We start from the raw sequence: 19,468 nt of genomic DNA, 5'->3' as shown, positions 1-19,468 counted from the left end.
ACCGCTGGCGATGTCGTCATAGCCGGCTGTCATGAGGTGCGGGTCGGCGGCCGGGTATCGTCGGGCTCCTTGTCCAGCAGCGAGCCGCGCCATGACCGATCCGCAGTGGAAGCCCGAAACCATCGCCGTGCACGGCGGCTATCAGCCAGATCCCACCACGCGGGCGGTGGCGGTGCCGATCTACCAGACCGTCGCCTACGCATTCGACGATACCCAGCATGGCGCGGACCTGTTCGACCTCAAGGTGCAGGGCAATATCTACAGCCGCATCATGAATCCGACCAACGCCGTGCTGGAGCAGCGCGTGGCTGCGCTGGAAGGCGGCATCGGCGCGTTGGCGCTGGCGTCGGGGCAGGCCGCGGTGACCTATGCGATCCAGACCATTGCCGAGGCCGGCGACAACATCGTCTCCTCCAGTGCGTTGTATGGCGGCACCTACAATCTGTTCGCGCATACCTTGCCGCAGTTCGGCATCGGCACGCGCTTTGCCGACTATCGCGATCCGCAGGCGTTTGCCGGGCTGATCGACGAACGCACCAAGGCGGTGTTCGTCGAGTCGATCGGCAACCCGCGCGGCAACATCACCGATATCGAGGCGGTGGCGGCAGTGGCGCACGCGCACGGCGTGCCGCTGATCGTGGACAACACCGTGGCCACGCCGTCGCTGCTGCGGCCGATCGAGTTCGGTGCCGACATCGTGGTGCATTCGCTGACCAAGTATCTGGGCGGCCATGGCAACAGCATCGGCGGGGCGATCGTGGACAGCGGGCGCTTTCCGTGGGCGGCGCACAAGCAGCGGTTTCCACGCCTCAACGAGCCGGACGTGAGCTATCACGGCGTGGTGTACACCGAAGCGCTGGGCGATGCCGCCTACATCGGCCGTGCGCGCGTGGTGCCGCTGCGCAATACCGGCGCGGCGTTGTCGCCGTTCAATGCGTTTCTGATCCTGCAAGGCATCGAAACGCTGCCGCTACGGATGGAGCGCATCAACGCCAACACGCTGGCAATAGCAACCTATCTGCAGCAGCACGCGCGGGTTGCCTGGGTCAATTACGCCGCGCTGCCGGATCATCCGGAGCATGCGTTGGCGCAGAAGTATCTGGGCGGGCATGGCTCGGGCGTGCTGACCTTCGGCCTGCCCGGTGGGCGCGCGGCAGGCGCGCGTTTTCTGGATGCGCTGCAATTGTTCACGCGGCTGGTGAACATCGGCGATGCGAAGTCGCTGGCCACGCATCCGGCATCGACCACGCACCGTCAGCTGGGCCCGGCCGAACTGGAACATGCCGGCGTCAGTGAAGACACCGTGCGGCTGTCGATCGGCATCGAGCACATCGACGATCTGCTGGCCGATCTTGAGCAGGCGCTGCAGGGAGCATGAGGTTTGATAGCCGTGAACTGAGCAGGGGTGCGGGAAGGGACGAGCTAGCCCCTCTCCTGCGGAGGACGGGTAGCCCCTCTCCCGTCGGGGCGAGGAGGCACAGCTGGAGCGCCCGCGCCGCAAGCGCGGGCCGGGGCGCGGAGCGGGGGTTGGGGTGGGGGTACGGGTTCTTCAGGCACCGCCAAGTACGCCGTCTGTCTCTGGCTTCGGTCAGGGCGGCAGCGTGGCCGGGAATCGGCTCTTCGGCTCGGTCAGACATCCTGTCTGACTCGCCGCCGCGGCACATCCCTGTGCCGCTCTCCGCCAATCCCCGGCCCCGCTGCCGCCTCGGCACGTTGTTGCCGCGACTTCGAAAAGTGCTGAACGCGGTCATGACGAAGTTGCCCGAAGCCCCTCTCCCGTCGGGGCGAGGAGGCACAGCTGGCGCGCCATGGGCGCGCGTGCCTTGGAGCGCCCGCGCCGCAAGCGCGTGCCGTGGCGCGGAGTGGGGCTTGGGGTGAGGGTACGGGGGCGAAGCACACTCGCATGTGCGAGATGACGCTCGGTGGCAGGCATGCGGCCATGCCGGCAGCCCCAGAATGCTGCTTCCATCCATGGCATGAGGCTTCGCTCCGTACCCTCATCCGGCGCTGCGCGCCACCTTCTCCCGGTGGGAGAAGGGATTGGTCCCCCCGGTGCGTGGCGACGTGTTGCGCTTGGCCGCCTGCCGCAGACCTCGGAGGCGCCTCTGGCCAATCCTGCTACCATGCGCGCCCCTGAGGTGACTGCCGCAGTTGCGGTTGTTTAAACGGGAATCCGGTGCGTAGATCGCCTTGGCGAGCTGCAATGCCGGAGCTGCCCCCGCAACGGTGGGCGAGGTCAGGTGCCGCATTACGCCACTGTGCAGTCGCATGGGAAGGCGCGGCATCGGAGGCGCTGGCCTCCACTCGCGAGCCCGGAGACCGGCCTGAGGGATTGAACCGGCACGCGGTGGGCGTGGCCTTGCTCGTCTGGCGCTGCGCGTTGGACGCCTGGCCCGTTGCTGCCTGCCGCCCCATTGCCCCCGCGCGGGTAGGCGCGGTTCCAGGAGCAGCAGTCGATGTCCCTTTCTTCCGTTTTGCCGCGTCGTGCGGTGCTGGCCGCAGGGCTGTCGCTGTGCATGGCTCACCTGGCCCACGCCGAGGCTGCCATCGATCTCGACCAGGTCGTGGTCACCGCCTCGCGCACTGCGCAGACCCAGGACCAGACGCTGGCGCCGGTCACGGTGATCGACCGCGCGCAGATCGAGCGTCGCCAGGTCAATTCACTGCAGGACCTGCTGCGTGGCGAGGCCGGCGTGGCGCTGGCCAACAACGGCGGCCCGGGCAAGCCGACCTCGCTGTTCCTGCGCGGCACCGAATCCGACCAGGTGGTGGTGTTGATCGATGGCGTGCGCATCGGCTCGGCCACCTCTGGCGGCGCGGCGTTGCAGGACGTGCCGATCGAGCAGATCGAGCGCATTGAAATCGTGCGCGGCCCGTTCTCCAGCCTGTACGGTTCCGAGGCGCTGGGCGGGGTGATCCAGATCTTTACCCGCCGCCCGCAAGGCCGCTTCGTGCCGACCTTCAGCGCGGCGGCCGGCAGCGACAACGCGCGCCGCTACAGCGCGGGCGTGGCCGGGCGCAGTGAAGGCGATCTGAGCGAAAGCGGTGGCTGGTATTCGGCCAACGCGGTGCATGACGAAACCGATGGCATCAACGCGTATCTGGACACCAGCTCCAGCGACTACGATCCGGATCGCGATGGTTACCGCAACGATTCGTTGAGCGTGCAGGGCGGCTGGCGCTTCAATCGCCAGTGGGATGCCGACGTGCACGGCCTGCGCGCGCAGAGCCGCAACGAATACGACGGCTCGGCTTTCGGCGGCAACCTGTCCAAGGGCGTGCAGCAGGCGGTCGGCGGCCGCGTGCGTTATGCGCCCACCGATGCGCTCAAGCTCACCGCCAGCGTCGGCAGCAGTTCCGACTTCAGCGATGCGTATTACGACGGTGCGTATGTGTCCACCTATGACACCCGCCGCAAGCAGGGCGCGTTGCAGGCCGATATCGCTGCCGGCGCGGGCCTGTTCACGGTCGGCTTCGATTGGCAGCGCGACGCCATCGCCAGCAGCGACAATTACGATGCCGACAGCCGCATCGACCGCGCCGCATTCGCGCAGTGGCAGCAAAGTTTCGGTACGCAGTCGGTGCAGGCCAGCCTGCGTCGCAACGACAACAGCCAGTTCGGCGGCAAGACCACCGGCAGCCTGCTGTGGGGCTGGGATGTTGCCGAACATCTGCGCCTGACCGCCAGCTACGGCACCGCGTTCAAGGCACCCACCTTCAACGAGTTGTACTACCCCGATTTCGGTAATCCGCTGCTGGGGCCGGAAACCTCCAGCAGCGCCGAGCTCGGCCTGCGCGGCAGCTACGGCTGGGGCACCTGGACGCTGCGCGCGTTCCAGACCCGCATCGACGACCTGATCGCGTACGACGCTGCGCTGGTGGATGCGGCGCATCCGTTCGGGCAGCCGAACAATATCGACCGGGCGCGCATCCGCGGCGTGGAAGCCGGCTACGACACCGAGCTGGCCGGCTGGACCGTGCGCAGCGCCTTGACCTGGCTGCAGCCGGAAGCCGATGGCGGCATCAATCAAGGCAACTGGCTGCCGCGGCGTGCGCGGCAGAGCGGGCGCATCGATGCGGACCGCAGCTTCGGGGCATTCGGCGTCGGCGCGAGCCTGTTCGGCTCCGGCAAGCGGTTCGACGATCTGGCCAACACCGAGCGCCTGGCCGGTTACGGCTTGCTGGATCTGCGCGTGAGCTATGCAGTGACTGCAGACTGGAAGGTCTCGCTCACTGCCAACAACGTGTTCGACCGCCAGTACGAAACCGCACGCTGGTATGCGCAGCCGGGGCGCAATTATCTGCTGACCCTGCGCTATCAAGCCGCGCAGTAAGCGCGGCTGTTGCACCGGCGATGGCCGCTGAGCGGCCTCACGCGCCGGGCACCGACGCGGGCCCTGGAAGACACGCAGTGGCAGATTCGGGCGCAGGCGCGAGGCCCTGCTTGCCACCCTGCCGCAACTGCCGGGGCGGATCGTGCCGGTCAGCAACCGGGTGGGGCAGGGCAGCGTGCCGCTGGGCGAACTGACGCGTCGATTTGTCGATCAGGCCGGCCGGCTGCACCAGGCATTGTGGCGCTACAGTGCGAGCCTGTGGTGCGGGTGGTGGCAGGTTGCCGATGGTTCTGAAGGGAGAGGTGGTGTGACAAGCGATTGGATCCATGGTGCCTGCGCGGTGCCGGACGCGCGCGTGCGCGCGGCTGCGCTGGCGCGGCAGGAACAACTGACCAAGCCGCCCGGCGCGCTGGGCCGGCTGGAACAGCTGGCGGTGCAACTGGCGGCCTGGCAGCGCAACGAACACCCCACCGTGCAGCGGGTCTGGATCGCGGTATATGCCGCCGACCACGGGGTCGCCGCAGAAGGCGTGTCTGCGTTTCCGCAGGCGGTCACCGGCGAGATGGTGCGTAATTTCGCCCGGGGCGGCGCCGCCATCGCGGTGCTGGCGCGCGAACTCGGTGCACGCCTGGAAGTGGTGAACCTGGGCGTGGTCAACGACCCGGGCGAGTTGCCGCGGGTGCGGCGTGCCTGGATCGCGCCAGCCAGCGCCAACATCTGCGAGCAGCCGGCGATGACCTCCACCCAGTTGCGCGATGCACTGGCCGCAGGCGCCGAAAGCGTTGCGCAGGCAAGAAGTTGCGACACGCAGCTGTTTGTCGGTGGCGAAATGGGCATCGGCAACACCACCTCGGCCGCGGCACTGGGCTGCGCGCTGCTGTCGCAGTTTCCGCAGGCGATGGCCGGTGCCGGTACCGGGCTGGATGCCGAGGGCATCGCCCACAAGGCCACCGTGATCACCCGTGCGCTGGCCCTGCATGCCGATGCCTCCACCGCGCTGGAGCGGCTGCGCCGGTTGGGCGGCTTCGAGATCGCCGCGTTGGTCGGCGCCTACATCGCCGCGGCGCAGGCCGGGATTCCGGTGCTGGTGGATGGCTTCATCAGCACCGCCGCAGCGCTGGTCGCCACCCATCTCAATGGCGGCGTGCGCGAATGGCTGCTGTTCGGGCATCGCTCGCAGGAGCGCGGCCATGCCGCCTTGCTGCGCGCACTCGACGCCGAACCGCTGCTGCAGCTGGATCTACGCCTGGGCGAGGCCAGCGGCGCAGCGGTGGCGATTCCGCTGTTGCGCCATGCCTGCGCCTTGCACAACGGCATGGCGACCTTTGCCGAAGCCGGCGTGTCCGACGCATGAGTGCATAGATCGGCGTGCTGCGCGACGGCCACACCGGTCAGCGCAGCGGCCGTGGCCAGCTCGACGACCTGCTCGCTGCACCGGGCTGGCAGCAACTGCGCGCGGCCACCTCCGACGGCGCATGGGGCGCGGTTGTCGCCTCGACGCTGCAGCGCTGTGTCTTGTTCGTCATCGAGTTGGCAACTGCGCGTGCGCTGCCGCTGCATCAGGATCCGCGGTTGCGCGGATACCCCTCAGCCGTTGGCAGGGCGCGCCGGTGGCCGAGATTGACCGCGCCGACAGCGCCACGCTGGGGCGCTTCCGGGCCCTGGCGCCGTAAGCGAGCTGAGCATACGGGGTGTTCCTGGCAGGGCCGCACCGCCTATCGACGGTGACGTGCACCCGGCGTACGCGCCGCAGCCAGGCCGTTTCAACGTGGACGCCTGCGGCGCGTTGTCTGCGCCCGGGCGCGCCACCGACACTGCGCAAGATCGGGACCGCAGGCGGTGCCGATCTGCGCGATGCTGGGGCCGCCCATCAGGAACCGCCCATGCCAGCAGCCACCTCGGTCGTCTTCAACCGCCAGCGCAGCGTCGAGCGCGTCGTCGCCCATCTGCAGGCCAGCATTCGCGCCGGCGAACCGCTGCCGGACCTGGCCGCATTGGCGGCAGTGGCGCAGCAATCGCCGCATCATTTTCATCGGGTCTATCGCGCACTGGCCGGCGAAACCCTGGGGCAGACCATCGCGCGGCTGCGCCTGAGTCATGCGCTGCATCTGCTGGGCGAGCAGGCGACATCGGTCACCGAGGTGGCGCTGGCGGTGGGCTATCACACCCCGCAGGCGCTGGCACGCGCATTTCGCACCGTGCTGCAGGCCAGCCCGAGCAGCTTGCGCAACGCGCCCGCCGTGCGCGCGCAGAAACTGCAGCAGCTGGCCAGGCCCTCGGTGCCGCCGCAGGTGTCCGGCGCGCCCCTGCAGGTGCTGGTGCAGGTGCTCGATCCGCTGGAAGTGGTGGTGTTGCGCCAGCGTGGCGCCTTCGACGACCTGGACCGTGGCTTCGGCCGCATCGCGGCCTGGGCCGAGCGGGTCGGTGCGATCGCGCAACTGCAGTCCTTGATCGGCCTGCCGCTGAGCGACCACCGCGACATGCCGGCGCATCGGCACCTGTTCGAATGCGGCATGGTCTTCGACGCCGCTCTGGCACCGCCCGCGCCACTGCAACTGCGCCAGCTCGACGGCGGCACGCATGCGGTGTTGCGACACATCGGTGCGTATGCCGGTATCGAAGACGCACTGGACCTTCTGCTCGCGCAATGGTTACCACACAGCGGCTACGTCTTGCGCGCCGCGCCGCTGCATTACCTCTACCTTGACGACCCGGAAGCAGTGGCAGAGGCAGCGTTGCGTGCAGACATCCGCGTGCCGGTCCAGCCTTCGACCGACGCCGTTGCCGCCGCCTGAGCCGCCGCCGGCAGGAACACCATCTGCGGCGGCGGATGCATCAGGAACTGCTGGTGCGAAATATTCCAGGCATATGCGCCGGCCAGCGGGAAGGCCAGGCAGTCGCCCGGTGCCAGCGCGGCAACGTGCTGGTTGCGCGCCAGCACGTCCTTCGGCGTGCACAGCTGCCCGACCAGGGTGACCGGGGTGTCGCGCAGCACCGGCGCGTGCCTGCCACGCAGCACACGGAACGGGTGATCGTGCCCCTGCGCGGCCGGGGTGCGGAAGTGATGGGTGCCGCCGCGGGCGATCGCAAACCACGCGCCGTGGCTGCGCTTGAGGTCCAGCACGTCCATCAGGTACCAGCCGCAGCTGGCGCTGACATAGCGGCCGGGCTCCAGCCGCAGGCGCAGCGCCTGGCCGTGTTCACGCAGCAAGCCAGGCAGGCCGGCGCAGAAGCCGGCCCAGTCGAACGACGATTCCGGCGCCAGATAATCCACCCCGAAGCCGCCGCCTGCATTCACCCGCAACGGGCCGAGCCCATAGCGTTGCCGCCACTGCTGCACGGTGCGCAGGTAGGCGGCGATCAGATGCAGCTGCGCGCCGGCATCGCGCTGGTGCGACATCAGGTGGAAATGGAAGCCCTCCAGCCGCAGCGAGGGGCTGGCCCGCAGGCGCTGGATCGCCGCATCCAGAGCGTCCGGGTCCAGGCCGAACGGCGAGGGCTGCCCGCCCATCATCAGGCGCGTGCTCTGCGCACCGGGCACGGCGATGTTCATGCGCAGGAACACCGGCACGCAGCGGCCGGCCTGCGCCGCGATCGCGGCCAGGCGTTCCAGTTCGCCCAGGCTTTCCACATGCACGGTGCAGTTGGGCAGCGAGGCAGCCTGGGCCAGTTCGGCATCGAGCTTGCCCGGGCCGCCGAACAGCAACGCGGCCGTGGGCTGTTGCCGATGCAGCCAGGCCAGTTCGCCGCCGGAGGCCGCCTCGAAGCCATCCACGTGCGGGGCGAGCGTTTGCAGGATCGGTGGCTCTGCATTGGCCTTGGCCGCGTAGAACAGCTCGCCCGCTTCGGGCAGCTGCGCGCGCATCCATGCCGCATGCGCATCCAGAGCGGCCAGGTCGTAGACGTAGGCGCACAGCGGGCCATCGCTTTGGTTGCGGATGCCCGGCAATGCCTGCATCACTGCGTCACTATCGATGCGCAGGCTCATGCCGCCACCCGCCGTGTCGCCGCGCTGCGTGGAATCGGGTTGGGCAGCGCGGTATAGTCGGATTGGCGGTCGGCGCGTTGCCACAGCCGCGTGCCCAGGTTGTTCTTGCCGGGCAGCGGCGCGCCCTCGAGCAGCCCCTGCAGCGCGGCCTGCGCGCCATGGCGCTGCTGCCAGCGCGCGGCGAGCTCGCCCACGCATTGCCACAGGCGCGCGTCCAGCACGGCATCGCCTTCGCTCAGGTGGAAGATCGCCTCGGCCAGATTGTTGACCAGCGCGCAGTACGCCACGCGATTCCAGCCCTGTTCCGGCGTGTAGTACAGCGATTGCCGCGCGCGTTCGCCCACACCCTGCAAGCGCGTGGCAGGCCAGTGGTGTGCGAGCAGCTTGGTGCCTTCCAGGTCGCGGATCCACACCCGCGTCGGCCAGCCGTCGGCAAACCCGATCACGGTGTTCTGCAGATGCGGTTCCAGCGCAATGCCGTGCTGGAACAGCGCGCTCCATACGCCATCCAGCAGCAGGCCGGCATAGGCGCGGAACCACAGCAGCGTGGCGGTGTGGCGATCCAGCTGCGCGCCACCCAATGCCTGCAGCCTGGACGCACACACGCTGTTGCCCTGCGCATCGCAGGTGAACAAGGCCGCGGCCACCTGCGGCTGCCACCGCGCCCGCTGCGCGGCAGTCAGGGTCTGCCGATACAGGATGCCGAAGCTCTCTGACAGGCCACGCGCCGCCAACGGGTCGGCATCGTGCAGGGCGGGATCGACCTGGGCGATCTCCAGCGAGGTCGCCGCAGGCTCCAGCATCACGTCGAAGCCCGGCACCTGCGCCGCCAACGCACGCCAGCTCGGCGCCAGCAGCTCGGTCAGCGCGACCGCACTTTCCAGCTCGTACCAGGCGTTCTTGCGCACGCAGTTGGTCAAGCGCACATGCACCGAGCACTTGAGGAAATAGTCCAGCTCCGGGTGATACAGCGTGCGCACCGAGGAGGTGGGCCGCAGGGTATCGCCCAGCGCACCGACCGGCGTGATCAGGCCGCGCCCCTGCAGGGTGCGCAGCAGCGGATCGTCGAGCAGGCGCTGCGCTTCCCACGGGTGGCAGGGATACAGGTCGTCGTCGCCGGAGAGCCGGCGCAGGCTCGCACGCACATCGCGGCCCTGCATGCGCAGCAGCCGTGGGTCGATGCGGAACCAGAACAGCTGGAACGCGGCGCGCGCTTCCGGCGCGCAGGCCAGCACCTGCGCCAGGTCGACGCCTTCGCGGCTCTTGGGCGTGGGATGCAGGGCATGCCCCCACAGCATCGATTGTTCGGCGTCGATCATCGCCTCGCCGGTCGGCGCGGTGCGGTGCGCCTGTCTCAATAACGCAGCGGTGACCGCCACGCTGTTGGCGCTTTGCGCGAGCAGTTCCGGATTGACCGCCTGCGTGCTGCCCAGCGCCTGCAGCAGGCAGCGCGCCAGGGCATGCGCGTCCAGGCTCTGCCACGGTTGGCCGGCACCCTTGAGGAACGGCGTGGAGGCAAAGCGGCAGCGGCCCAGGCGATCGGCGTAGGCAATGCGCACGCACAGCACACCGGCATCGCCCAGATCGATCCGCAGCCAGCGCTGCTCGGCCACGCGCGGGCCGGGCCGATCCAGGCCGCGATAATCGAAGTCCACGGCGCGTTGCGGAATCGCGAACTCGCGCAGGTAGCAGTTCAACCAGCAACTGCAGGCCTGCGCGTCGGCCATGCTGTCGTACCAGGGGTCATGCATCGTGTGCGGCGACATCGGTCGATCTCCTCGAAGGGAAGCGCACCAGGACGGTGAGCGCAGCGGCCGCCGCAGCCAGCGCGGCAGCCAGGAAGGGGGTGGCGGGGCCGGCCGCCTGGGTCAGCGCGCCGGCAGCGGCACCGGCAAACACGCCGGCCCATTTGCCGCAGGCGTCGAAGCGGCCGAACAGGCGCCCGGCGCCATGCCCGCTGGCGACCTGCGCCAGGCGGCGGTTGAGCCCGCGCAGGCCGAACAACATGCCCAGGCCGAACAACAGCCGCGCCGCTGCCAATGCGACGGCGTCGTGCAACAGCGCCTGCCACAGGCAGGCCACCGCAAACAGCACCAGGCCGGGCACCAGCCAGGCGTCGCCATCGCCGCGCCGCCACCACGGCAGCACCACCAGGTAGACCAGATGCGGCAGGCTGTAGAGCAGGCCGGCCAGCGCATCGTGGCCGGCACCGCGCGCCAGCGCATACGGGATGAAGTAGGGGAAGGTCACCACCATCGCGAAGCAGAACAGGAACTGCGCGACCAGCAACGCAGGCCACAGGGCGCTGGCCGTCGTGGCGGTCCGTGCTGACGCCGACAGCGACGCGGCAGCGTCTGCGGAGGGTGTTGACCGCGCAGGGGACGTTACCGGCCGCGCCGCAGGCCGGTCGGCCGGCAGGCGCCAGGTCAGCGCGAACGCCAGCAGCGGCAGCAGCGCAAGCGCGCGATACAGCGACTGCGCCGGGCCAAGCGCCACTGCCAGGCCCAGCAACGCCGGCGCGCTGACCATCGCCAGGCGTGCCGAGTACTGCGTCCAGTCGAGCGCGCGCGCCAGCGGGCCGGCCTGCGGCTGGCTGGCCAGGTACGCATTGGCCGCCGCCAGCGAGCCGCCGCAGGTGCCTTGCACGATCAGGCCGATCACCAGCCAGCTCAGCGACGGCGCAAAGCCGGCGATCGCAAAGCCCAGCGCCAGGCCCAGCTGCGCACGCAGCAACGAACGCTTGCGTCCATAGCGGTCGGCCAGGCGCCCCCAGGTACCGGCCGTCAACGCGGTGCACAGCGTCGGCAATACGTACAGCACGCCGCTCCAGCCAACCGCCGCCAAAGGCGCCAGTTCGGCCAGCACCTGCGGCAGAAACAACGGCATGCCCAGTGCGGTGAAGGCGGCCAGGTAGTGCGCCGCCAGCACCGGGCCCAGGATGCGCTTCATCGCGGGGCACCCGCCTGTTGGCGCGGTATCTGCTGTGCGCCGGCGAAGGCGGCGCCGAAGGGATTGGGCGCGCTATCGCCGTAGAACTTGTTGATGTCGCTCGCACCGGTGAGCTGTTTGCTGAGCAGGCTGCCGGCACTGAGCAGGTACTTCACCGGCAGCCGCGGTGCGGCCAGCAGGCGGCGTGCGGGGCCGGTGTCGATGCCGTCGCGGTCCAGCTGCGCCAGCGTCGCTGCAAACTGCGTCTGCAACTGCGCGTACAGCGGCGCGCGCAGCGCGGGCTGCCACTCGGCCAGGCCTTCCAGCACTGCCTGCAGGTCCAGCTGCAGCACGATGGTGCAGAACATCCGCGCCAGGGCATGCGGGTCGTCCACCGCGATGCGCGCATCGTGCAGCGGACCCAACGCGTCCAGATCCGGCAGCTGTGCGCGCAGTTGCGGCAGTGCGATGCGGGCGGCGTCGTTGTCCTTCATCAGCAGCCGCGTCGCCTGGCCATCGGCATACACCAGCACGCTGTTCTGCTGATTGGCTTCCAGCGCGATGCCGTAGCGCAGCCACAGGCGCAGATGCACCGCCAGCATCAGCCCGGTGTACTCGCGCCACCAGCCGAGTACGTCGCCGTGCGCAAAGCGCTCGGCCAGATGGATCGCCATCGGCCGGCCGTCCGGCAGCAGTGCGCACAGTGCGGCCACAGGTACCAGCGTGGCGTCGTCCAGCGGTGGGTAGCGCCGCAGTAGATAGGCCAGGTGGCGCGCCTGTCCCACGTGCCCGCCCTGCGATTCGTCCACGAACACGCAGCGGCCGCGCAGGGCCGGATCCCGCGCATCGATGCGGCGCAGTGCGCGCTCCAGCCAGTGACCGTCGTACAGCGTGGACGGCTTGATCAGGCGCAGGTTGAGCGCGCCCAGCGTGCGCATCGGGATCGGCAGCTTGAGATGCAACTGCGGATGCTGCAGTGGCACCAGCGTGCGCACCGACAGGCTGGGGCGCACCTGCAGCCAGGCCTGCGGCGCGCGCAGGCTGCCCGCCGGCAACGCAAACCCATCCTGCTCCAGCCGCGCCCACACCAGCGGATGCACCGGCCAGGCGACATGCGTGTCGGCCAGTTCGGGCGGCAGGCCCAGCGTGGCGAAGTCCGGCCACAGCTCGGCCGGCGCGGCGCCGGTGCAGCTGACCTGCGCCCGCGGAATCGCCAGCCAGCGCAGCGCGAAGCTGGGCGCGAACTCGGGCGCGTAATCGCGCAGTTCCGAGGCCTCCAGCCCGGCCTTGGCGCGTGCGGTCGGATAGAACGGATGGTCGCGGTAGCTGGCCAGTTGATCGCAGCGATACGCACGCTCGGCTGCATCCGGATGCTGCAATGCGTTGAGCAACGCAGGTGCCTGGGCATCAAAGGCCTGGCGCGCCAGGCCCAGGTGGGCGGCCGCGCACTCGGCTTCCTCGGCATAGGCGCGATGCAGCTGTTGGGTCTCCACGTCCAGTTGCGCGCTGATGCGCTGCAGCCAGGCCTGCGCACCGCGTTCGACATGCGCGCCATCGGCGCTCTGCACGATCCAGCTGTCGCCGCAGGCACCGATGTCCTGCAGATAGCCCTGCCGATGGATCGGCAACCACAGCGTGCCAGCGGGCAGATGCGCGATGCGCCACCAGCCCTCCACCGGGCTGGGGTCGGTCCATGCCGCCAGCACGCCTGCCTCGGGCACTGCGGCGCTGCCGCGGCTGGCAATACCGCGCAGGTCCTCGCGCAGGCAGGCATCGATGATGCGGGTGGCGATGTAGCGCTGGTCGGCGGCGCTGCTCATGCGCGCAGCTCCGCGCCATCGATCCGCCACTGCAGCCCCGCTTCGGCATGCACCACCGCCTGTTGCAGCGCCTGTGCATCGCTGGCCACGGCGCTCAGCACACCCAGGTAATCCTTGTTGGAATGGCTCAGGCGGATACGCTCGCCGGGCGCACGCATGCGCCGGTAGTGCACGTCGCTGTGCGCATCGTGGTGGCGACGGTCTTCGCTGGCGGCCACCAGCTCGCCGTCCTGTTCGGCCACGTAGTAACGCAGCAAGGCATGGGCGCGATCGCAGCGCAGCTGCGGCAGCGGCAGGCCCAGATGCGGTGCCAGCGCGGCGGTGAACCACTGCCTGCCGAACATGTCGTCGAGCAGGAACTCGCGGCGGTCGCCGATGCTGCGGTAGTTGATCTCCACCAGCACCGGGCCGTCATTGGTGAGGATGAATTCGCTATGGCACAACCCGAAGCCGACACCGAAGCTGCGCAGCTGTTGCAGCGCCTGCGCAATCACCGGCGTGTCCACGCGGGCATCCCACTGCGCCTCGCATTCCACGAAATGCGGCGGCGGCGACAGCCGCACCTGGAAGCCGCCCAGCGCCTGCAGGGTGTGGCCGTCGCCCAGCGTTTCCAGCGTGAACAGCGCCCCTTCCAGCATGCCTTCCAGCAGCACGGTGCGCTGCGGATGGCGCTGCCACACATCGTCCAGATAGGCCTGCAACTGTGCGGCGTCTGCGCAGTGGCGCACATCCACACTGGCCACGCCCTCGCGCGGCTTGGCCACCACCGGCCACGGAATGCCGGCCGGCAACGCCGCACCCGGCGCCAGCGTGCAGAACCACGGTGATGGCAGTCCGTGCGCGCGCAGGCGCTGACGCATCGCCGCCTTGTTCTTGGCCGCGTAACAGACCTGCCAGTCCTTGCCGGGCAGGCCAAGACCCGCTGCGACCAGCGCCGTGCTGGTCTGCAGATGATCGCTGTTGCTGAACACTGCGCGCGGTGACACATCGGTGTCGTGCAACGCATCCAGCACGCCGAGCGGATTGAACACATCGCATTCGATCACCCGCTGCGGCGCATGCGCGGGGTGCTCGCGGAAATGGCTCAGGTGATCGAGTCGGTGATCGGTCAGCAGCCATACCGGCAGGCCGAGCGCATGCGCGGCCGGCAGGAAGCCCTCGGTGATGGCCGGATGGCAGACATGGGTGAGGATCACCAACGGTGCAGCGGATGTCGCAGTCATGGCAGCTCTCGTTCAACAGGACGGTGGAAAAACCGGTACTGAAACGGGCTGCCTGGCGCCGCGATGGCGGTGGGTGGCCTGCGATACGGTGATCGCATGCCGCATGCTGCGGCAGGGATGCGTGCCTCATGCACGCCGTGTTGTCTGCGGCGCGCGCCAGCGCGAGCGCCGTTGCCGTCAGCCGACCGACGCCCCTGTACGTCGGTCGCGACGGCATGTGCCGGGTCGAAGGCCTAAAACGTGTACTCCAGCCCGGCGGTGACGGTGCGCGACGGTGCGGCCTGGCGGCCCCACGGGCTGGTATCCACGCCGCGGAACCAGTACTGCCGATCGAACAGGTTGTTGATCGCCAGCGACGCGCTGAATTTTTGTCCATCGCGTTCGAACAGCGTATGGCTCACCTGCGTGTTCCAGACCCAGTACGACGGCAGCTCGCCGACCGAGGCGATGGCGTTCTCCTGCACGGTGTTGGCGGCATCGCTGTAGGCCTTGCTGAAGTAGTAGCTCGACAGTGCGACAGTGGTGTGACCGAGCGTGTAGTTGCCGCCCAGCGTGATCTGGTTGCGCGAGGTGTAGGGCACGCGCAGCCCGCGGAACGCGCCCGATTCCTGGCTGGCATCCAGATACGCATAGCCTGCGTTGAGGGTGAGCGCACGCAGGTTTTGCGGGCTCCATTGCAGTTCCAGCTCGCCGCCCTGATGGCGGGTCTTGCCGAGGTTGCGGAACACGCGCGTGGTGTTGTCCAGCTGGATCTGCTGGTCGAAGTCGATCAGATACGCACCGAGCTGGATGCGGGTGCGGTCGTTGGGCTGGTAGCGCGTGCCGGCTTCGTAGTTCCACGCCAGTTCGGCATCCAGGTTGTTGCCGAAGATGATCTGGGTGACCTGCGGCGCGCGCAGCGAACGTTGCCCGTCCGCATAGAAGAACCACTGTTCGTTGGCCTGTAAACCCAGCGTCAGACCTGGCAGGACATCGCGGGTCTGGTTGCGCGTGCGCAGGCCGGTGGCGCGATTGAAGTAGCGCGAATCCAGCCGCTCATAGCGCAGGCCCGGGGTGATGGTCAGGCGTTCGTCGGGCAGGGTGATCGCGTTGCTGACGTAGGCGGCCAGGGCACGGTCTTCGAACTGCCAGTCACGCACGCTGGTGAACAGGCCATCGCGCAGGCGCAGATTGCCGACCAAAAAATCGATGTCCTCGTGCACCGCACGCACGCCGGCAGTCCATTGCTGGCGCACGCCACCGGCCTCGCCCATGGTCCAGCTCAGGCGCGGCTCGCTGCCGGCCACGCGGAAGTCGCGCGGTGCGGTCTGGCGCAGTTGCGGCGGCAGGTCCGAACGCCAGGTTTCGGTGGCGGCCTGGCGCATGCCGACGATGAAGTTGCGGCTGCTGCGCGCGCTGAAGTTGGTCCAGGACAACCGCACATCCTGCAGCGGCCCCCAGTCTCCAAGCAGCTGCTCATAGCTCAGCGACGCACGCGTGGTACGCCCGTTGAAGCTGTCCAATGGGCGCGTGGACTGGCGCGGATCGCGCCGGTAATCGTCCGGGCTGAGTGCGCCGGCCAGGTCCATGTCCACCAGATAGCGCTGCACGCTGGCCTTGAGCAACTTGGTGTCGTCCAGCCACCACTCCGCACGCACGCGCAGATTGCTGATGTCGGTATCGCTGTGTGCGCGCCAGTACTCGCCGTAGGTGCGATTGGCATCGACCTGCAGGCCGAAATTGTCGCTGAGGTAGCCGCCGCTGCTGAGCGCGCTGTCCTGCAGGAACTGGCCCTGGCCGCCGGCGGTGACCTTGTGCGCCAGCGTGGTGCTCCACTGGCTGGGGATCTCCTTGCTGACCAGGTTGATCACGCCGCCCACGTTGTTCGGCCCGTACTGCACGGCCGCGCCACCGCGCACGATATCGATGCGGTCGATCTGATTCAGCCCCACCGGGAACAACGACAGGCTGGTCTGCCCGTACGGCGCCAGTGCCAGCGGAATGCCGTCTTCCAGCACCTGCACACGCCCGCTGCGGCTCTCGTACAGGCCGCGCAGCATCAGCTGCGGCAACGCGCCGGTGCCGGTCTCGTCGAAGATCTTGATGCCCGGCACGCGCTGCAAGGCATCGTCCAGCGAGCGGTTGCCGCCATTGCGCAGTTGTTCGCGGTCGATCACCTGCCGGCTGCCAGCATAGCGCTGCACGTCGTCGGGCCTGGAGCGCCCGAGCAGGCTGCCTTGCACCTGGATCGTGTCCAGTGCGCGGATCGGCGGTTGCGCATCGGTGGCCGCCGCATCCGGCGACTCGACGGCAACTGCCAGCTGCGGCAGGGGCAACGTGGCCGCAGCGATGGCGATGGTCAGTGCGTGGAAACGGAACGTCGACATCTACGGCGTGCTCCTGCGGGCGGGTGGTGGAGTAGGGGCGGCGAAAGTGGCCAGATGAGCGCGCAGGGCGCGTTGAACCAGCGCGCGGTCTTCGCCGGCAAGCAGCCAGCGCAGGTCCGGTTGTTGCAGCCAGTGCGCGCGCTGCGCATCGGTGCGCGGATTGGGGCAGAACGGCACGTCGGCCGCAACGCAGTGCGCATGCAGTTGCAGCAGCAGCGCCCACACCCGTGGATGGGTCGGCTGCGGGCCCAGGCCCAGATCCAGCGCAAGATCCAGTGCGCCCTCCATCACCACTGCCACACCGGGCACGGCCAGCATCTCCGGTAGCGCCGCAATACCGGCGGCACTTTCGATCATCGGCACGATGCGGATGCCGTCATTGGCCTGCGCGATGTAGGTGGGCAGGTCGACAGCGCCGAAGCCGGTGACGCGCCCGCCGGTGATGCCGCGCCGGCCCAGCGGCGGAAACCGCGCCGCGGCGATGGCATCAGCCAGTTGCGTGGCCGATTCGGCGCGCGGAATCACGATTCCGCGCGCGCCGGCATCCAGCACCCGGCCGATCAGTTTTTCGTCCACTTCCGGCACCCGCACCCAGGCCTCGCAGCCGGACAGCTCGCAGGCGCGGATGGCGTGTTCCAGGTCGTCCGGCGCGCGCAGCACGTGCTCCAGATCGAGCACCACAAAGCCGTAGCCGATGCGGCCCAGCAGCTCGCACAACTGCACGCTCGGCACTGCGTTGAGAACGCCAACCGCAAACGTCATGGATGAGGCCGCCAATGGAACGGGCGCTCATCCTGCTCCGGATGGGAATGATTATCAAGTGGATTTGATGGGCAGTTTTCGGTGCCCTGGTCGCAGTTTGATCAATGCAGAGGTGCGAGCCGTTCCGCACTGAAGTACCTGCGCGCCACAAGAAAAGACCCGCAGGCGCTGCCGGCGGGTCTTCGTTTCCGTGCGGCGCTGCGTCGTCCCGTGCGCGATTACGAGGCCGGCACCCGCAATGCCCGATACGGCGGAGTGGACATCACCATCTCGGCCAGCGAGTAGGCCAGTTCGCGTTCGGCCAGCACCGCGCCGTCGGCGCCATGTTCGAGCAGGTGCTTGACCTCGGTATCGCTGTGCGCGCGTGCCAGCAGCGTCAGCGACGGGTTGATCGCGCGCAGTTTGGCCAGCGCCTCGCCGGCTTCCAGCGGCTGCGGAATCGCCAGAATCGCGATCTTGGCATGCTCCGGGCGGGCTTCGGCCAGCACGCGGTCAGCCGCCGCGCTGCCGCGGATGCCGGGAATGCCGGCCGCATGCGCCTTGGCCACGTGATCGCCGTTGTCGTCGATCACCAGCACCGGCACGCCGCGGCTGCGCAGCAACTGCGCCAGCGCACTGCCCACGCGCCCATAGCCGATCACGATCGCATGGCCGTCCAGCGGCAGCGGCGGGCCGGGCGGCAGCTCCGGCTCCACCTTGGCCGGGGCGTCCTGCGCCTGCCTGGCCTGCCAGCGGTCCAGCCACGAGAACAGGAACGGGTTGGCGATGATCGACAGCAGCGCACCGGCCAGGATCAGGTCGCGCCCGGTTTCCGGCAGGATGGCCAGCTGCACGCCCAGCCCGGCCAGGATGAAGGAGAACTCGCCGATCTGCGCCAGGCTGGTGGAAATGGTCAGCGCCGTACCGGTGGGATGGCCGAACGCACGCACGATCACGAACGCGGCCAGCGACTTGCCCAGGGTCACGGTCAGGAACGTGGCCAGCACCTGCCACGGATGCTCGACCAGGATCATCGGGTCGAACAGCATGCCCACCGAGACGAAGAACAACACCGCGAATGCATCGCGCAACGGTAGCGAATCGCTGGCGGCCTTGTGGCTGAGCTCGGATTCCTTCAGCAACATGCCGGCGAAGAACGCGCCCAGCGCGAACGACACCCCGAACAGCGTGGCCGACAGGAACGCCACGCCCAGCGCGATGCCGAGCACGGCCAGGGTGAACAACTCGCGCGAGCCGGTGGCGGCGACCTTTTCCAGCGACCACGGAATCACCCGGCGGCCGACCACCAGCATCACCGCCACGAACGCCACCATCTTGAACAGCGTCAGGCCGAGCGCGGCCAGCAGCGAGGTGGATTCGCCGTCATGCGCCGCTGCCGGCGCGCCGCCGCCCAGCACCTCGGCCAGGGCCGGCAACATCACCAGCGCGATCACCATCACCAGGTCTTCGACGATCAGCCAGCCCACCGCAATGCGGCCGCGCTGGGTTTCCAGCAGGCGGCGTTCTTCCAGTGCGCGCAGCAGCACCACGGTACTGGCCACCGACAGCGCCAGGCCGAACACCAGGCCATGCATCAACGGCCAGCCCATGCTCCAGGCCAGTGCCCAGCCGAGCAGCGTGGCGACCACGATCTGCGCCAACGCGCCCGGAATCGCGATCCATTTCACTTCCATCAGGTCGTCGAGCGAGAAGTGCAGGCCCACACCGAACATCAGCAGCATCACACCCAGCTCGGACAGTTGATTGGCCATCGTCTGGTCGGCCACGAAGCCGGGCGTGAACGGCCCGACGCAGACACCGGCCAGCAGATAGCCGACCAGCGGCGAGAGTTTCACCTTCTGTGCGAGCGTGCCCAGCACGAAAGCGACCGCGAGGCCGACGGCGATGATGTCGATGAGGCTGGTGTCGTGATGCATTCCAATCCGTTGTGAGAGTGTCCGAGAGAGCGTCGCGGGCGCGACCAGCCAACGGCACTGCGCCGGGCATCGCCTGCGGGCATTGCGTGGTCATGGCTGGAGTCCGGCGCGGGGGAACAGGACCGCGTTGC

Annotated in this window: 12 protein-coding genes, 2 pseudogenes and 1 riboswitch; of the genes and pseudogenes, 6 read left to right on the top strand and 8 right to left on the bottom strand. The window is 68.8% G+C overall.

The features are described from left to right. Positions 1–91 precede the first annotated feature (91 nt). The 6 genes and pseudogenes from H7A86_RS15345 (at position 92) to H7A86_RS15320 (ending at position 7,129) form a co-directional block, all read left to right on the top strand. Positions 92–1,378, top strand: a complete 1,287-nt coding sequence (locus tag H7A86_RS15345; RefSeq protein ID WP_119131094.1) for an O-acetylhomoserine aminocarboxypropyltransferase/cysteine synthase family protein — start codon at positions 92–94, stop codon at positions 1,376–1,378. A gap of 741 nt (positions 1,379–2,119) precedes the next feature. Next, positions 2,120–2,342, top strand: a riboswitch (cobalamin riboswitch). Between the two features lie 114 nt (positions 2,343–2,456). Then, positions 2,457–4,334 (top strand): TonB-dependent vitamin B12 receptor, encoded by a 1,878-nt coding sequence (gene btuB, locus H7A86_RS15340; RefSeq protein ID WP_119131096.1) that lies wholly within the window; start codon positions 2,457–2,459, stop codon positions 4,332–4,334. Between the two features lie 85 nt (positions 4,335–4,419). After that, positions 4,420–4,645, top strand: a pseudogene (locus H7A86_RS15335) (bifunctional adenosylcobinamide kinase/adenosylcobinamide-phosphate guanylyltransferase); the annotation flags it as partial. After that, positions 4,642–5,688 carry a nicotinate-nucleotide--dimethylbenzimidazole phosphoribosyltransferase gene (gene cobT / locus H7A86_RS15330; protein ID WP_119127637.1) on the top strand — a complete coding sequence of 349 codons (1,047 nt, stop codon included), beginning with the start codon at positions 4,642–4,644 and terminating at the stop codon, positions 5,686–5,688. The pseudogene H7A86_RS15335 and the gene cobT, both read left to right, overlap by 4 nt. A gap of 8 nt (positions 5,689–5,696) precedes the next feature. Next, positions 5,697–5,995 (top strand): annotated as a pseudogene (locus tag H7A86_RS15325) (histidine phosphatase family protein); the annotation flags it as partial. 222 nt (positions 5,996–6,217) lie between these two features. Continuing rightward, complete coding sequence (locus H7A86_RS15320; RefSeq protein ID WP_232099110.1) at positions 6,218–7,129, top strand: AraC family transcriptional regulator; 912 nt, start codon at positions 6,218–6,220, stop codon at positions 7,127–7,129. Here the strand turns inward: H7A86_RS15320 and H7A86_RS15315 are convergent. The 8 genes from H7A86_RS15315 to ybaL form a co-directional block, all read right to left on the bottom strand. Beyond that, positions 7,033–8,322: a type III PLP-dependent enzyme gene (locus H7A86_RS15315; protein WP_119131097.1), complete on the bottom strand. Its 1,290-nt coding sequence runs from the start codon at positions 8,320–8,322 to the stop codon at positions 7,033–7,035. The two genes, H7A86_RS15320 and H7A86_RS15315, sit on opposite strands and share 97 nt — an antisense overlap. Beyond that, positions 8,319–10,088 carry an IucA/IucC family protein gene (locus H7A86_RS15310; RefSeq protein WP_119131098.1) on the bottom strand — a complete coding sequence of 590 codons (1,770 nt, stop codon included), beginning with the start codon at positions 10,086–10,088 and terminating at the stop codon, positions 8,319–8,321. Before H7A86_RS15310 ends, H7A86_RS15315 begins: the two co-directional genes overlap by 4 nt. Beyond that, on the bottom strand, positions 10,066–11,271 hold the full coding sequence (locus H7A86_RS15305) for an MFS transporter (RefSeq protein ID WP_119131099.1): 1,206 nt from the start codon (positions 11,269–11,271) through the stop codon (positions 10,066–10,068). The genes H7A86_RS15310 and H7A86_RS15305 overlap by 23 nt, the downstream gene beginning before the upstream one ends. Next, positions 11,268–13,070, bottom strand: coding sequence for an IucA/IucC family protein (locus tag H7A86_RS15300; RefSeq protein ID WP_119131100.1), 1,803 nt, complete (start codon positions 13,068–13,070; stop codon positions 11,268–11,270). The genes H7A86_RS15305 and H7A86_RS15300 overlap by 4 nt, the downstream gene beginning before the upstream one ends. Further along, complete coding sequence (locus tag H7A86_RS15295) at positions 13,067–14,293, bottom strand: ATP-grasp domain-containing protein (RefSeq protein ID WP_119131101.1); 1,227 nt, start codon at positions 14,291–14,293, stop codon at positions 13,067–13,069. The genes H7A86_RS15300 and H7A86_RS15295 overlap by 4 nt, the downstream gene beginning before the upstream one ends. A gap of 233 nt (positions 14,294–14,526) precedes the next feature. Continuing rightward, positions 14,527–16,659, bottom strand: a complete 2,133-nt coding sequence (locus tag H7A86_RS15290) for a TonB-dependent receptor family protein (protein WP_119131102.1) — start codon at positions 16,657–16,659, stop codon at positions 14,527–14,529. After that, on the bottom strand, positions 16,660–17,421 hold the full coding sequence (locus tag H7A86_RS15285; protein WP_119131103.1) for an HpcH/HpaI aldolase family protein: 762 nt from the start codon (positions 17,419–17,421) through the stop codon (positions 16,660–16,662). It abuts the gene before it with no gap. A 218-nt stretch (positions 17,422–17,639) separates the two neighbouring features. Next, a complete protein-coding gene (ybaL, locus tag H7A86_RS15280) occupies positions 17,640–19,337 on the bottom strand; it encodes a YbaL family putative K(+) efflux transporter (RefSeq protein WP_104650239.1) in 1,698 nt (565 codons plus the stop codon). Between the last annotated feature and the right edge of the window lie 131 nt (positions 19,338–19,468).

This window comes from Xanthomonas euroxanthea (assembly GCF_903989455.1).
Classification (GTDB): domain Bacteria; phylum Pseudomonadota; class Gammaproteobacteria; order Xanthomonadales; family Xanthomonadaceae; genus Xanthomonas; species Xanthomonas euroxanthea.
This window is presented reverse-complemented; position numbering and strand designations above follow the sequence as displayed.

Coding starts and splice junctions, on each gene's coding strand:
- H7A86_RS15295 (WP_119131101.1), bottom strand. CDS start 14,293: ATGACTGCGACATCCGCTGCACCGTTGGTGATCCTCACCCATGTCTGC.
- H7A86_RS15345 (WP_119131094.1), top strand. CDS start 92: ATGACCGATCCGCAGTGGAAGCCCGAAACCATCGCCGTGCACGGCGGC.
- H7A86_RS15315 (WP_119131097.1), bottom strand. CDS start 8,322: ATGAGCCTGCGCATCGATAGTGACGCAGTGATGCAGGCATTGCCGGGC.
- H7A86_RS15290 (WP_119131102.1), bottom strand. CDS start 16,659: ATGTCGACGTTCCGTTTCCACGCACTGACCATCGCCATCGCTGCGGCC.
- H7A86_RS15310 (WP_119131098.1), bottom strand. CDS start 10,088: ATGTCGCCGCACACGATGCATGACCCCTGGTACGACAGCATGGCCGAC.
- H7A86_RS15320 (WP_232099110.1), top strand. CDS start 6,218: ATGCCAGCAGCCACCTCGGTCGTCTTCAACCGCCAGCGCAGCGTCGAG.
- H7A86_RS15285 (WP_119131103.1), bottom strand. CDS start 17,421: ATGACGTTTGCGGTTGGCGTTCTCAACGCAGTGCCGAGCGTGCAGTTG.
- btuB (WP_119131096.1), top strand. CDS start 2,457: ATGTCCCTTTCTTCCGTTTTGCCGCGTCGTGCGGTGCTGGCCGCAGGG.
- H7A86_RS15300 (WP_119131100.1), bottom strand. CDS start 13,070: ATGAGCAGCGCCGCCGACCAGCGCTACATCGCCACCCGCATCATCGAT.
- ybaL (WP_104650239.1), bottom strand. CDS start 19,337: ATGCATCACGACACCAGCCTCATCGACATCATCGCCGTCGGCCTCGCG.
- H7A86_RS15305 (WP_119131099.1), bottom strand. CDS start 11,271: ATGAAGCGCATCCTGGGCCCGGTGCTGGCGGCGCACTACCTGGCCGCC.